The 13,650-nt window shown below is 66.3% G+C and carries 13 protein-coding genes and 1 rRNA gene; 5 read left to right on the top strand and 9 right to left on the bottom strand.

The window, feature by feature from the left end; translation table 11 throughout:
* Together rrf and KHO41_RS28010 are read left to right on the top strand one after the other, a co-directional pair.
* Nucleotides 1-104 (top strand): 5S ribosomal RNA (rrf, locus tag KHO41_RS28015); the annotation flags it as partial.
* A 152-nt stretch (nt 105-256) separates the two neighbouring features.
* Nucleotides 257-529, top strand: coding sequence for a GIY-YIG nuclease family protein (locus KHO41_RS28010; protein WP_211956505.1), 273 nt, complete (start codon nt 257-259; stop codon nt 527-529).
* A 53-nt stretch (nt 530-582) separates the two neighbouring features.
* Here KHO41_RS28010 and KHO41_RS28005 read toward each other — a convergent pair whose 3' ends face one another.
* Together KHO41_RS28005 and KHO41_RS28000 are read right to left on the bottom strand one after the other, a co-directional pair.
* Nucleotides 583-1,005, bottom strand: a complete 423-nt coding sequence (locus KHO41_RS28005; RefSeq protein ID WP_211956504.1) for an organic hydroperoxide resistance protein — start codon at nt 1,003-1,005, stop codon at nt 583-585.
* Between the two features lie 29 nt (nt 1,006-1,034).
* Nucleotides 1,035-1,541, bottom strand: coding sequence for a MarR family winged helix-turn-helix transcriptional regulator (locus tag KHO41_RS28000; protein WP_211956503.1), 507 nt, complete (start codon nt 1,539-1,541; stop codon nt 1,035-1,037).
* 176 nt (nt 1,542-1,717) lie between these two features.
* On the opposite strand from KHO41_RS28000, the gene KHO41_RS27995 reads away from it, so the two are divergent.
* The gene (locus tag KHO41_RS27995; protein WP_211956502.1) at nt 1,718-3,184 is read left to right on the top strand and encodes a DegQ family serine endoprotease; all 1,467 of its coding nucleotides are present in this window, start codon (nt 1,718-1,720) and stop codon (nt 3,182-3,184) included.
* Between the two features lie 264 nt (nt 3,185-3,448).
* The gene (locus KHO41_RS27990) at nt 3,449-3,772 is read left to right on the top strand and encodes a hypothetical protein (RefSeq protein ID WP_211956501.1); all 324 of its coding nucleotides are present in this window, start codon (nt 3,449-3,451) and stop codon (nt 3,770-3,772) included.
* A 68-nt stretch (nt 3,773-3,840) separates the two neighbouring features.
* On the opposite strand, the gene KHO41_RS27985 is transcribed toward KHO41_RS27990, so the two are convergent.
* From KHO41_RS27985 to KHO41_RS27965, 5 genes are all read right to left on the bottom strand, one after another.
* The gene (locus KHO41_RS27985) at nt 3,841-5,424 is read right to left on the bottom strand and encodes an MFS transporter (RefSeq protein ID WP_211956500.1); all 1,584 of its coding nucleotides are present in this window, start codon (nt 5,422-5,424) and stop codon (nt 3,841-3,843) included.
* The gene (locus tag KHO41_RS27980; protein WP_211956499.1) at nt 5,421-5,909 is read right to left on the bottom strand and encodes a MarR family winged helix-turn-helix transcriptional regulator; all 489 of its coding nucleotides are present in this window, start codon (nt 5,907-5,909) and stop codon (nt 5,421-5,423) included. Before KHO41_RS27980 ends, KHO41_RS27985 begins: the two co-directional genes overlap by 4 nt.
* A 74-nt stretch (nt 5,910-5,983) precedes the next feature.
* A complete protein-coding gene (locus KHO41_RS27975; RefSeq protein WP_211956498.1) occupies nt 5,984-8,014 on the bottom strand; it encodes a transglutaminase family protein in 2,031 nt (676 codons plus the stop codon).
* Nucleotides 8,011-9,051 carry a DUF58 domain-containing protein gene (locus KHO41_RS27970; RefSeq protein WP_211956497.1) on the bottom strand — a complete coding sequence of 347 codons (1,041 nt, stop codon included), beginning with the start codon at nt 9,049-9,051 and terminating at the stop codon, nt 8,011-8,013. The genes KHO41_RS27975 and KHO41_RS27970 overlap by 4 nt, the downstream gene beginning before the upstream one ends.
* Nucleotides 9,052-9,056: 5 nt before the next feature.
* Entirely contained in the window at nt 9,057-9,974 is a 918-nt protein-coding gene (locus KHO41_RS27965) for an AAA family ATPase (protein ID WP_211956496.1), read from the bottom strand.
* Nucleotides 9,975-10,175: 201 nt separating this feature from the next.
* On the opposite strand from KHO41_RS27965, the gene KHO41_RS27960 reads away from it, so the two are divergent.
* A complete protein-coding gene (locus KHO41_RS27960; protein ID WP_211956495.1) occupies nt 10,176-10,988 on the top strand; it encodes a phytanoyl-CoA dioxygenase family protein in 813 nt (270 codons plus the stop codon).
* A gap of 27 nt (nt 10,989-11,015) precedes the next feature.
* On the opposite strand, the gene KHO41_RS27955 is transcribed toward KHO41_RS27960, so the two are convergent.
* Both KHO41_RS27955 and KHO41_RS27950 read right to left on the bottom strand, forming a co-directional pair.
* Nucleotides 11,016-11,846, bottom strand: coding sequence for an IclR family transcriptional regulator (locus KHO41_RS27955; RefSeq protein WP_211956494.1), 831 nt, complete (start codon nt 11,844-11,846; stop codon nt 11,016-11,018).
* A 161-nt stretch (nt 11,847-12,007) separates the two neighbouring features.
* Entirely contained in the window at nt 12,008-13,621 is a 1,614-nt protein-coding gene (locus tag KHO41_RS27950) for an MFS transporter (RefSeq protein ID WP_376989783.1), read from the bottom strand.
* Between the last annotated feature and the right edge of the window lie 29 nt (nt 13,622-13,650).

The following is a 13,650-nucleotide window of genomic DNA, read 5'->3' as shown; positions in this document are numbered from 1 at the left end:
CATAGCGAGCTGGAACCACCCCTTCCCATCCCGAACAGGTCCGTGAAACAGCTCCGCGCCGATGATAGTGCGGATTCCCGTGTGAAAGTAGGTCATCGCCAGGCTCTTATACCCAAAACCCCTCGACAGCGTGTGCTGCGAGGGGTTTTGTCTTTTATGGCTCCGCGCGGACATTCCAATAATCCCGCGACACCCACTTTCGCGGCAGGCACTCAGGCTTTAACATCACCTGATTGTTTCCAGGTTTCAGGATTGCATGTCCGTTGAGCACCAGTGGTATCTCTATCTGCTCGAATGCACGGGCGGGTCGATCTACACCGGCATTACTACCGATGTAGCGCGACGGTTCGCGCAGCACCAGGCCGGAAAAGGTGCGAAGTACACCCGGTCGCGCAAGCCCTTGCGTGTGCTCGGCCAAGTCTCCTTTCCCTCGAAGTCCGAAGCACTGAAGGCAGAATTGGCGACGAAGCGCATGAGTTCGGCGCAGAAGATCGCATTTTGCGCGACCCTTGAGCAGCCCGAAACATGAAATGAAAAAGGCGCACGCCGCAGCGTGCGCCTTTCCGTTGCGAGGCCGGTCTATCAGACGACCGTCAACGTCACTTCGATATTGCCACGCGTCGCATTCGAGTACGGGCAAACCTGGTGTGCCTGCTCGACCAGCTTTTCGACTGCCTCGCGCTCAAAGCCCGGAACCGAGATCTTCAGTTCGGCCTGGATGCCAAAACCTTGCGGAATCGGACCAATGCCAACCGATCCTTCGATCGACGTATCGGGCGGCAGCACGATTTTCTGCTGGGCCGCGACATGCCGCATGGCGCCGATGAAGCAGGCCGAATAGCCCGCGGCGAACAGTTGCTCGGGATTCAGGCCGTCACCTTTGCCGCCCATTTCCTTTGGCAGCGCCAGCTTGGCGTCGAGTTGCCCGTCGGACGTCACAGCGCGGCCATCGCGGCCACCGGTGGCAGTGGCATGGGCGGTGTACAGGACTTTTTCGAGTTTCATGAAAGCTCCAGAGGTAATGTGGCCCGTCATCAGGGCATGTGAGCGACCGCTTCATCCTCATGCGGTAACTCAGAAATCGTTCGCGCTTGTTCCAGCGTCGACCGCAATGCATGCAGGCGCTCCGTCAGTGCCTGAATCTCGTCCAGCGGGCACTGCGTCGCGCACAGCAATCTTTCCGGAATACCGACCGCTGACTGCCGCAGCTTGCAGCCGGCGTCCGTCAGCGCGACCAGCACACGCCGCTCGTCTCCTGCATCGCGCCTGCGACTGACCAGTCCGGCGCCTTCGAGCCGCTTCAGCAATGGGGTCAGCGTCCCGGAGTCCAGCGCCAGGCGGTTGCCCAGTTCGGATACCGTCAGTCCCTCGTGCTCCCACAGCACCAGCATGACCAGATATTGCGGATAAGTGAGTCCAAGCTCATCCAGCATTGGCTTGTAGACCTTGGTCATTGCCAGCGAAGTCGAGTACAAGGCAAAACACAGCTGCCGGTCCAGCAACAGCAGGTTCTGCTTGGCTTGCGTGTTCGTGTCGTCCATGTAGATATATTAGACACAATTGAATTGTGTGCAAGATAGTTTTGAAGATTTTTTAAGTGGCGAATACGTAACTCTACTCTTTAAGGTTGTCTTAAGTCTCGCTGTTTAGCATCTACCCTGTCGCGCCACGCCGCCATCGGCAACGGCGCAGGAACAGATCGGGGAAAGGAGATTCCATGATTCGCCAGACCATTGCACGTACCGCCATTGGCATTGCTGCACTTGCCGCCATCGGTGGAGGCTATGCCTACCTGCAGAAGGAAGTCATTACGCCGGGGTACGCAGCATCCGCGCCTGCGGTCTCGGCCGCGCCAGCGCAAGCCGCTGCCGTGGCGACGCCGATGGATTTCTCCGGCATCGTCGACCAGTATGGTCCGGCCGTGGTCAACATCAGCGTGACCGCGCGCGCGCAGCGCACCGCCATGCAGGCGCCGTCGGGCATGGATCCCGATGATCCGCTGTTCCAGTTCTTCAAGCGTTTCGGGCCCCAGTTCCAGGGGCCGCAGAGCGGCCAGCAATTGGTCAAGGGCCTGGGTTCCGGCTTTATCGTGAGCCCGGATGGACTGATCCTGACCAACGCGCACGTCGTGGATGGCGCGCAGGAGGTCACCGTGAAGCTGACTGACCGACGCGAGTTCAAGGCCAAGGTGCTGGGCACGGACCCGCAGACCGATGTGGCCGTGATCCGCATCGATGCCAAGGACCTGCCCACGGTCCGGCTCGGCGACCCGGCACGCGTGAAGGTTGGTGAGCCCGTACTGGCCATCGGCTCTCCTTACGGATTCGAGAACACGGTGACCGCCGGCATCGTCAGCGCCAAGTCGCGCTCACTGCCTGACGATACCTATGTGCCGTTTATCCAGACCGACGTTGCCGTGAACCCCGGCAATTCCGGCGGCCCGCTGTTCAACCAGCGTGGCGAGGTGATCGGCATCAACTCGCAGATCTACAGCCAGACCGGCGGCTACCAGGGCCTGTCGTTCGCGATTCCGATCAACGTTGCGACCAAGGTCGAGCAGCAGCTCGTGGCGCATGGCAAGGTCACGCGCGGCCGTCTTGGCATCTCGGTGCAGGAAGTCAACCAGGCGCTCGCGCAGTCGTTCGGCCTGCCCAAGCCGTCGGGCGCGCTCGTGAATTCGGTCGAGGCTGACAGCCCCGCGGCCAAGGCGGGCGTGAAGCCCGGCGATGTCATCGTGCAGCTCGACGACGACGTGATCGACCACTCTGGGGACCTGCCCGAGCACGTTGCCGATATCAAGCCGGGCACGCAGACCACGCTGAAGATCATCCGCAAGGGCCAGCCGATGACGCTCGCGGTGAAGGTGGGCGCTGCCAAGGAAGAGTCGGTGGCGCAGAAGGGTGGCGACAGCCAGGCCGGCGGACGGCTGGGCCTGGCCGTCCGTTCGCTGACGCCTTCGGAACGACGCGAAAGCGGAATCGACGGCGGCCTCGTGGTCGAGGATGTCGCCGGCCCCGCCGCGCGCGTGGGCATCCAGCCGGGCGACGTGATCCTGTCGCTCAACGGCACGCCCATTACTTCGGCCGACCAGCTGCGTGCACTGGTTGCCAAATCCGGCAAGCAGGTGGCACTGCTGGTGCAGCGCGACGAGGCACGCATCTTCATTCCGCTCGACCTCGGTTGATCGCTGCAAGCGTTTACCGACAAGGCTTTGGGGGGCGTTCGCGGGTCGTATCCAGGGCGTATACGGCGGCGTATACGAAGCGTATACCGGCCGTATACGAAGCCGGTATACGCCCGCGAAGCCTTGCGGCAAGCGGGTTTCCGCGCAAGGAAGGGCTTACAGAAACCGCGCCAGCAGGTATGATCTCGACTGCGATGCACGAAGCATGCGGCGGCACGGCCCGCCGACCCTGGTTCTTGCTGAATCGATAGAACAAGGAAGTCTATGCAGTTGGATTTCACCCGAGCCATTACACCGGGTACTGAGAGAGCGCGGCGCGTTGCGCCTACCGCTCAGTCTGCGCCGAGCCCCCGGCGGCGCAAAAAGGAAGCGCCTCCCCACTGGGAGCGCGGCTACCGTTCGCACTTCTACCGCAACGAGCGCGGCGAGAAGCTGGGAGAAGTCCGCCTGTCCGACCGTGGCGACGTGCCGGTGGTCTACCACTGGGCCGCGGGCAACTACTCGGGCGCTGAAGGATCGCTGGTCCATGCGCGCTCGCGCGTGGAAGAGACGGTTGGCTTTGGCATGCGCCAGCTTTCGCTGTTTTGATGACGTTCTGACGCTGTTCTGATGTCCCGCCCGGTGCCCCGATCGATGGCACCCACCTACGTAGCGCCTTAGTCCAGGCGGCGCTGCAACAGCATGTACCCCGCAGCGGTCAGCGCCAGCACCGCAATCAGACGGTAGATATCCTCGCAAGCAATCAGACGGGCCTGTTGTTCGACCAGCCCGGAAAGCTGGGCCAACGCGCCACGGTGTGCCTGCGCTTCATCAAAGCCACGAGCGGCCAGCGCCGCCTGCACCGACTGCATCCAGAGCTGGGTTTCCGCGACCCGTTGTCCGAGCGCGTGCACGAGACTGTCATGCACGGCAAACTGCCGGTTCTGCAGCAACACTGCCCCGATGGCCGACGCAAACGAGCTGGCGATCTGGCGCATCAGGTTCTTGCTGCGGTAGCCATGCGCGAATTCCTCGCCGCTCAGTGAGCGGAACGTCAGCCCGGCGATCGGGATGATCACCATCACGCCGAACAGACCTTTGCCAACCAGGCCCCATGCAAGCGCGGGCGGCCCTGCATCCGGCGGCATGCGCGAGAACCACCAGGCGGTGGCGGCCATCATCATCAGGCCGGTCACCATCAGCGGCTTCTTTCGCGTCAGGCGCGACCCGTAGCGCAAATAGATGATGACCCCGACAAGGCTCACCATCGCGGCAAAGGTGTTGAGCCAGCCCGTGGTGGCCAGCGGAATCCGCAGCGCCTGTTCCGCGTAGATCGGAAACACATAGGCGCTGAGGTTGTTGATCATGTAGTACACGAAGTACATGCCGATCCCGGCCAGGTAGATCGGATTGCGCAGCGCGCGCAGATGCAGAACCGGCGTCTCATGGTGCCACTGGTGCCACAGGAACACGGCAAGCAGCCCCAGGCCCGCGCCCGCGATCAGTGCCAGCCGGATCGGATGCGAAAAGATGTCGAAGCGCGCTTCAGTCAGCGCCGCCTGCAGCGTGACCACGGCCGCGCCGAACAGCAGTAGCGGCCCGAGCCCGGGGCTCGGCGCCGGCCGGCGCGGCTCCGCATCGGGCAACAACACCCAGGCGCCCAGCGCGGCCAGCGCGGCGAAAGGCAGGGCGCCGTAGAACACGTCCTGCCAGACGCCGTGGTCCACCAGTTCGGCCGCGAACGCCGGACCCAGCGCGCTTGCCACGAAAATGCCGGTCATGAAGATGCGGCTCGCGCGCGGCCGGTCGGTGGGTCCGAACAGCACCGCGACCAGGATGCGGCAACTCGTGAACAGCGCGCCGCCGCCAAAACCTTGCACGAAGCGGGCCGCGACCAGTTGCGCGAGCGAGTGACTGGTTGCGGCGCCCAGTGTGCCCGCCATGAAGATCAGCAGCGCACCGGTCAGGTAATAGCGGTAGCCGAAGCGGCGCGACAGCCATTGCTGCTTGAGGATCATGAGCATGCTGCCCACGGCGTACGCCGCCTGCGCAAGCGCGAAGCTGCGCGGATCCGCGTCGAGACCGCCCATGATGTGGCTCGACGCGAACACGAACATGATGTTCTCGAGGAATTCCACGCCGGTGGCCAGGGCCAGCAGCATCATCAGCAGCGTCTGGCGCTGGCGGTGGCTGAGCCACCGCAGCCAGCGCACGCTCAGGCGCAGTTGCCAGAGCGGGTGCCAGCGGGATTCGGTGCTCATGGCTGCAGCGCCTGCAGACTCTGGTGCAGGCGGTTCAGCACGCGCGTGCTGGCCGTCAGCCCGTTCTCCCCGACAGGTGCCCACACTTCGGCGTAGGCGGCATGCACCAGCGGCAACGCCCGCTCGAGCAGCCTGCGGCCAGCCGGCGTGAGCGTCAATTCCAGGCTGCGGCGGTCCTGGACAGAAGCCTGCCGGCGTACCAGGCTGCGGGTTTCCAGTCCGTCAACCAGACGGGTCATCTGCGTACGTGTGGCGTCGATCGTGGCGCTCAGTTCGGAGGGCATGCTGGGCTGTCCCTCATCGACGGCAAGCATGCTGAGTACGAGGTACTGGTTCAGGTCGAGGTCGAACTGCGCCAGACTGCGGTTGATATGGTCGCGCAGCAGCCGCGCAGTGCGCAGCAGCAGGCGGGATGCCAGGATCAGGTCGCGCGGTGCATCCGGATGCGCGGCGCAGTAGCGATCCATACGTTGCTCGAAGGACATGGCGGGGGAGGCATCCGCGCCGCAGGATGGCGGCACAGATGATTTCATCTGATATAGTTACGGGTGAAATTATATCAGCTGGGACGAATTTCGCCAGTCCGGACATCGCCGGCATGCCGCATGCGAAGACTTGCCGACACGCGGCGCGCGCTCGCGCGCAGCCTCGCAAGTTCCTGCGGCCGCCGCGCCTCCGGCATGGCGCCATACCGCAGGCCGATGTAGGTGGCGATAAAGGCATGGATCGCCGCAGCGGCATGTGGCAGCCCGGCAGCCGCGCGCGCGGCGAATGCCTGGGGGCCTTCGGCGGCGCCGCGCTCGCAGCCGCGGCGCGCCAGCATGCGGCACACCTGCGCAAAGCAGACTTCGACCGGATCGGCACGCCGGCGACGCAGCCACAGCGGCAGCAGTGCCAGCAGACTCAGCGCGGCGAGCCCATACGCGAGCAGTTGCGCCAGGCTGATGCCCGGCAGGCGCTCGCCGAACAGCCGCTCCTGCTGGCCGCGGTCGTATTGCAGGATCCAGCGCTGCCACGTGTAGGTCAGCCCGTCATAGGCCCAGCGCACGTTGCGTAGCCAGCCGGCTTCCTGGTCCGGTGACCAGACGCCGGATTCCTGGCCGCCCAGCGCGGCGTCCAGCCCTTGCTCAACTCGGCTCGGCGCTACCGCGCTGGTCGGGTCGACACGCACCCAGCCGCGTCCTTCCAGCCAGACCTCGGCCCATGCGTGGGCGTCGGACTGGCGCACGATATAGTGGCGGCCGATCGGGTTGTACTCGCCGCCCTGGTAGCCGGTTACCACGCGCGCGGGCACGCCCGCCGCGCGCATCAGGAAGACGAAGCTGCTTGCATAGTGTTCGCAGAAGCCGCGATGTGTCTCGAACAGGAAGCTGTCGACCTGCTGCGTGCCCAGCGCGGGCGGCCGCAACGTGTAGCCGAACGGCGCCGAGGCGAACAGGCGCAGCGCGGCTTGCACACGCAGTGCAGGATCGACATAGCTGGCGGCCCAGCCCGCGGCCAGTTCGCGCGCGCGCGGATTGCCCGGCGGGAGGCTCAGCGCGAGTGCCTGCGTGCGCGCCGACAGTGGTTCGTGCGATGGACCCAGCGTGGAGCGGGCCCGGTAGCGGATACGCTGGTCGACTGGCACGGACGCGAAATACTCGCCATCCGCGGTGACACGGGCATTCGCATCCGATGACATCGCCACGCCACGGTCCAGCGTGAACAGCCACTGTTGCTGGCTTGGTTCCAGCGTGACGGTGTAATCGACGCCACCGGACTGCGGTGTACTGGCGGGCGGCGTGGGCGCGGCCGGCATCGTGAATTGCTGGCGTTGTTGCACGGGCAGCCAGGCGGACCCGTCGAATTGCCACAGCACCAGCGCACGCCAGTAGAGCGCCGAGGTCGGCAACGGATCGCCATCGACCTCCGCGCGCAGCGCGACCTCCGGCGAGCGTACGAGCTGCCCGACGCTGCCCGGCCGCATCACGTCGCTGAGGCCCGTCCGTGACGTCGGCGTCGATTGCGGCAGGCGCCACAGCGGATGTTCCAGGCGCGGGAACAGCACGAACAGCACCAGCGCCCACGGCAGGCCGATCAGCGCCATGCGGCCCAGCAGCGGCCAGATGGCCAGCCGGCCACGCGCTTCCGGGTGGTGCAGAAGCAGCCAGTTGCGCAGGATCCATGCGCCGATCGCCACGCTGTACAGCGCCAGCCAGAAGGGCTGGTCGGACAGGTACAGCGTCAGCAACAGGTAGAACGACAGCTGCGTGACCAGCGTGGCATCGGCGAGGCTATGGCACTCGAGCAGCTTGAGCACGACAAAGGCGCCCAACAGTGCGACGGCCAGGTCGCGCATGGCACCGCCGCCATCCTGCCAGATCAGCGCCGCGGCGATCCCCAGCACCAGCAGTGCAGCCACACCCATTACCGACCGCGATGGCAGTGGCGCACGCTTGCGCCAGAGCAGCCAGCGCCAGCACAGCAGCGCGAGCAGCAGCAGGCTGACCGCCATCGGCAGGGTGCGCGCCTGCGGTGCCAGTACCAGCGCGAGCTGTCCGAGCAGGACGCCGTGATCCTGGTGCGCAAGGGGCCGCGCCGTCGTGCTCATGGCGGGTCCCCTCGGCCGGGCGCACGCCACAGTGCCAGCGCTTCCAGGCATGCGCGGCGGTGGCCGGCACCGTGTCCGGGCCGGATTTCCACACCGGGCAGCCGCAGGCCGATTTCGGTGGTGTCACCCAGGGCCAGCAGCCATGCGCATAACCGGGACAGTCGGGCTTCGGCCGGCATGCTGGCCGGCAGCGTATGCCAGTCCAGCCAGCGCGTCGGCCGTGCCGGCGGCTCGCCCGCCCGGCTCATCCAGCGGCCGGTGCGCGCGCTGTGTTTCCACGCAATGCGGTGCAGCGGGTCACCGCTGCGGTACTTGCGGAGCTGGTCGATGCCTTCATCGGTGGCCGGTCCGCCGGCGGGGCCATCGTCGCCATTGTCCTGTGCAGCCATCGGTGGCAGTGGCGGCGCGGCGGCCTCCGGCGCCGGGAAAACCAGCACCGACAGGCCCAGGTCCGCATAGCCCCAGACCCGGAACAGGCCGAACGGAAACCGGCTCGACAGCGTGACGCGCGGCAGCCGCAGCCAGCCACGCCGCGCGGCCGGGACATACAGCGTCAGCGTGCCAGTGCTGGCGCCATCGAGCGTGACGCTCGCGGTCTCGACCCCGGGCATGGTCGCGATGCGCGCCTCGATGCCGATGCGCGCCTGCGCGTCGGCATTGGACAGCCGCAGCGCAAATCCGGCGTTCTGCCCGGCGAACGCTTCCTGCGTGGGAGAGCCCGGTTCCGCGGTCACCGACAGATCCAGCAGGTTCCGATACGCGAGCCACATGCACGCCATGCCGATGCCCGCCAGCAGAAACGTGAGCCCGAAGCCGAGGCTGATGTTGTAGTTCAGCGATGTCAGCAGCATGGCCAGCAGCAGCACGGCAAAGCCGACGCCGCTGCGGGTGGGAAGGATGTAGAGGCGGCGGCGATCCAGCCGCACCTCGTTCTGCGCCGGGACTTGCGGAAGCCGGAACCAGCGCCGCCGGTACGGCGAGGCACCGGCCAGCGGCAGCGCGGCGTGGCGGGTTGCCGCGGACGGATCGCGCGGCATGGCGGTCAGGGAATCGGTACGCCAGCCAGCAGCGCGGCCAGGCTATCGGCGCCGGCGCGCGTTCCGGCAGGCTCCAGGCGGTGCGCCGCCACGGCGGTAAAGACCGCCTGCACGTCTTCAGGCAGCACCAATTCGCGTTGATCGAGCAGAGCCCATGCCCGCGCGCACGCCAGCAGTGCCAGCCCCGCGCGCGGCGACAGTCCGGCGGCAAACGCGCTGCTGGTGCGTGTCGCCTGCACCAATGCCAGCACGTAGTCGACCAGTGCCGGGCTGACGTAGACCTGTGCCGCGGCTTCCTGCAGCGCCAGGACCTGCGCGCCGTCCATGACCGGTTCGGCTTGCGGTGGCGTGGCCCCGCCCAAATACAGCACACGTTCGAACGCGGGATCGGGATAGCCCAACGACAGCCGCATGGTGAAGCGGTCGAGCTGCGATTCGGGCAGCGCGTGCGTGCCGAGTTGCTCGAGCGGGTTCTGCGTCGCAATCACAAAGAACGGCGAGGGCAGCGCATGCGTGGCGCCATCATGCGTGACCTGGCCTTCGGCCATCGCTTCGAGCAGCGCGCTCTGGGTCTTGGGCGGGGCGCGGTTGATCTCGTCAGCCAGTACCACCTGCGCGAAGACCGGTCCGCGATGAAAGCGGAACTCGCTCGTGTCGCGGACGAAGACCGATACGCCGATCAGGTCGGCGGGCAGCAGGTCGCTGGTGAACTGCACGCGCTGGTATTGCAGCCCCAGCGTGCGGGCCAGCGCATGCGCCAGCGTGGTTTTGCCGACACCAGGCAGGTCTTCCAGCAACAGGTGGCCGCGGGCCAGCATGCAGGCCAGGGCCAGCCGGATCTGGCGCGGCTTGCCAAGCACGATGCGGCCGAGCCGGTTCTGGGCTTCAGCGAGCGTAGCGACGATCCTCGGGCGAGCAGTCACATTGGCCTCGGCTGGGAGACAGGGGAATCCGCGCATTGTAGCGGCGTGCGCCTTGCACGGCACAGTCTGTTTCCGCACGAAGACAACAATGCGCGGATCGCGCTTTTCTTGCTTCTTTTGGCCTTGACGGGCGAGCAGCGCCGGCTTCTGGCATCATCGACGTATCGGCCACATGTTGGCCTGGATCCCCCCTCTGCCGCAATGACTGCCCCGCTGGACGCATCTCCCTTCCCGTCTGCCACCTCCACCGAGCCTGATCCCGCCGCGCTGAAGCACCTGGCCGAGGCGTTCCACAAGGATGGCTTCATCGTGCTGCGCGGCTTCGCGCCCGAGCCGACCTGTGCCGCGCTGGAAGCGGTGACGCGCAGCCACCTGGCCACGGCTGTTCCGCCGGTCGAGTTCGAGGCCGACCTCGGCTATCCCGGCGCACCCGCCACGCGCGATGCCGCCGGCGGCGGCACCGTCAGGCGATTGCGGCAGGCTTACGGGCGCGACCAGGTCTTTCGCGACTGGGCCGCGAACCCGCGCCTGACGGCCATCGTGCAGGCGCTATTGGGCGAAGCCCCGCGCATCACGCTGGCCCACCACAACTGCGTGATGACCAAGCATCCGCACTATGGCAGCCAGACCGGCTGGCACCGCGATACCCGCTACTGGTCGTTCATCAGCCCGGAACTGGTGACGGTGTGGCTGGCGCTTGGCGACGAGGATGAAAGCAACGGCGTGCTGCGCGTCATTCCGGGCTCGCACAAGGCCGTGCTGGAACCGGGCCAGCTCGATCCGGCAGAGTTCCTGATCGAGGCCCACCCGGCAAGTCAGCCGTTGCTCGAGGGCGCGGCGTCGCTGGCGTTGCACCGTGGCGACGTGCTGTTCTTCGACAGCCGGCTGTTCCATGCCGCCGGCCGCAACAGCTCGAATGCCGTCAAGTTGTCCGTGGCGTTCGCCTACTTCGGCGCCAGCAATCGTCCGGTGGACGGCACGCGTTCGGCCGAGTTCGGCAGCGTCCAGCTGTAACGGCGCCCGGAGCGGGGCCTGCGCCGTTCAGGTGCGCAGGCCGACCAGCCCGGAGATCTTGTCGGCCGCTTCCAGCAGCGAGGGCAGAAAGCGCTCGCGCATTTCCGCGGCGCTGGTGCGGTTGGCCTGACCGCTGATATTGAGCGCGGCAATGGTATGGCCCGCGCGGTTGCGGATCGGCGCGGCCAGCGAAACCAGCCCTTCTTCCAGTTCCTGGTCGTTCAACGCCCAGCCCCGCGTACGGATATCGCCGACGACTGTCTTCAGCGCGTCGATATCGGTCACCGTGCGGCTGGTGTGCGCGCGCAGCTCGGTGTTGCGCAGCACGCGGTCCAGTTCATCAGCGTTCAGGCCGGCCAGCAGCACGCGTCCCATCGAGGAGCAATACGCGGGCAGGCGGCTGCCGATCGACAGGTTGATGGTCATGATCTTGCGGGCCGGCACGCGCAGCACGTAGACGATCTCGGTGCCGTCGAGCACGGAGATCGAGCAGCTTTCGTGGACCTGCTGCGAGAGCGCCTCCATGATCGGCTCGGCCAGGTTCCAGAACGGCATCGAGGTCAGGTAGGCAAAGCCGAGATCGAGGATCTTCGGCGTCAGGCGGAACAGCCTGCCTTCGGCCTGTACATAGCCAAGGCCCACCAGCGTCAGCAGGATGCGGCGCGCGCCGGCGCGCGTGAGGCCGCTGGCCTGGGCGATTTCCGTCAGGGTCTGGGCCGGATGCTCGGCGTTGAACGCGCGAATCACGGACAGGCCACGTGCAAAGGACTGCACATAGCTGTCGCTGGGCTTTTCGGACGTGGCGGCGGAGGTGGCGGCGGTTTCCGCAGCTTGTGAGGGATCGGCGGGACTGGCCATCTGTCGGGCACCGGCGCGGGTCACCGGATTGGCTCGCAAAGGCCGAAAGCGTAGAGGAAATACGCCGATTTCGCCAGTGCGCAGCGAAGCACGTGCTGGCGGCGCCGCCGTTCGGGGCGCCCCGCCATGCTGTCACATGCACCGTTATCGGGTCGCGCGGATCAGCGGAAGCTCTTCTGCACGAGCACGAAAATGGCCATGACCACGCACAGCGCGGCAAAGCCGTGCAGCATGTCCATGCCGGCCAGCAGGGTGGCCTGTCGGTCGATTTCCAGCGAGATCTTTGCCAGGTTCGATGCGGACAGTGCATCGGGCATCTGCAGCGACGGCGTGAAGCGCGTGACGTGCTCGACCAGGTGCGTGCGGTGCGCGGCCAGGCCGTCCTGCATGAAGACGCTCGCCAGGCCCGTACCGGAGGCCGAGGCAATCTGCTTGCAGACGTTCTTGAACTGGTAGGCGTGCGAGAAGTCCTCGACCGGCAGGTCCAGGTAGGTCATCGACGCGACCTGCACCATGAGGAGTACCGGCGTCAGTCCTTCCAGCAGCACCACCGGCACCAGCGCGTAGTCGGGTGCCCCAGGCATCAACTGGTACGACAGCAGCATGGCCGCGCCAGCATAGATCAGAAAGCCGACCGCGATCACGCGGCGCTTGCGGAAGACCAGCGCCATACCCAGCGTGATCAGCACCGCGCCGATGGCGGAAACCGTGCCGCTGGTCGTGAGCAGCATGCACGTGGTACGGAAGGTCAGGCCCAGGCCGCTTTGCGTGAGCGTGGGCAACAGGAACGCCCATGCCGACGACAGCAGGTAGTACAGCGTATAGAAGCCCAGCCCGTACAGGTACTGGCGACCGGCCAGCCGCGAGAAGTCGATCCACGGGTCCGGGTGGCGGTACAGGCGCCAGCCGCTGAACGCGAACAGGCCCACGCCGAGCAACGCGGCCAGCGGCATCTGCGGTGTGCTGAAGAAACGCGTGTAGCGCATTTCCTGCAGCGTATGCAGGAACACCAGCGCTCCGAGCGCCGCGGCGATGGCGGCGGGCCAGTCCAGCGTGGAGACTGGCGGATGCGGATCGCGCGGCGCGCGCGTCGGATACGTGGCGATCACGGACAGCAGTACCGGCAGCGAGATCCCGGCCTGGAACAGGAAAACCGCGCGCCAGCCGATGTCGTCAAGAAAGATGCTCGTGAGCCACGGCGTAATGGCCAGCATGGCGAAGGCGCCGCCGCCAAAGCGCAACATCAGCGGCGCGCGCTCGGCCGGCGTGGACACCAGCTGCACCAGGATCCGCGAGGCCGCGAACAATCCGCCGGCGCCCAACCCCTGTACAGCCTTGCCGCCGATCAGTCCGGCCGGGCTGGCGGCTTCGGCGCACAGCAGCGAGCCGACGATGAAGATCAGCAGCGACGCGATGGTGAAGCGCTTGTACGTCGTGCGGCGCGCGATCTGGTCGAGCACCATGTTCATCAGCACCGCGGTGGCCGCGTAGGCCGAGACCGCATACAGGTAATCTTCGGGCGCGGCGCCCACCCCGCCCTGGATGTGCTGGCTGGCTACGCCCATCATCAGCGTGGAGGAGAAGTCGATACCGGTCACGAGGCCCAGCGTCAGCCCGAACAGCGACAGCCGCCAGTGGCCCATCTCCGGATGGCTGGCGATCTGCATGCGAGGGCGGGCGGGGGCTGCGGCAGCCATGGTGGCCTGGCTTGAGGAAGTGGTGGCGCTGTGCGCGACCGGGGCGCTGGAAACAGCGGGGACAGACGTTTGTTGCATCGCTACAGCATAATGTCGCCTGCTGTCTG

The sequence above is a fragment of the Cupriavidus numazuensis genome (genome assembly GCF_905397435.1).
Taxonomy (GTDB): Bacteria; Pseudomonadota; Gammaproteobacteria; order Burkholderiales; family Burkholderiaceae; genus Cupriavidus; species Cupriavidus numazuensis.
The sequence above is the reverse complement of the archived record's forward strand: the minus strand, read 5'-3'. Positions and strand labels throughout refer to the sequence as shown.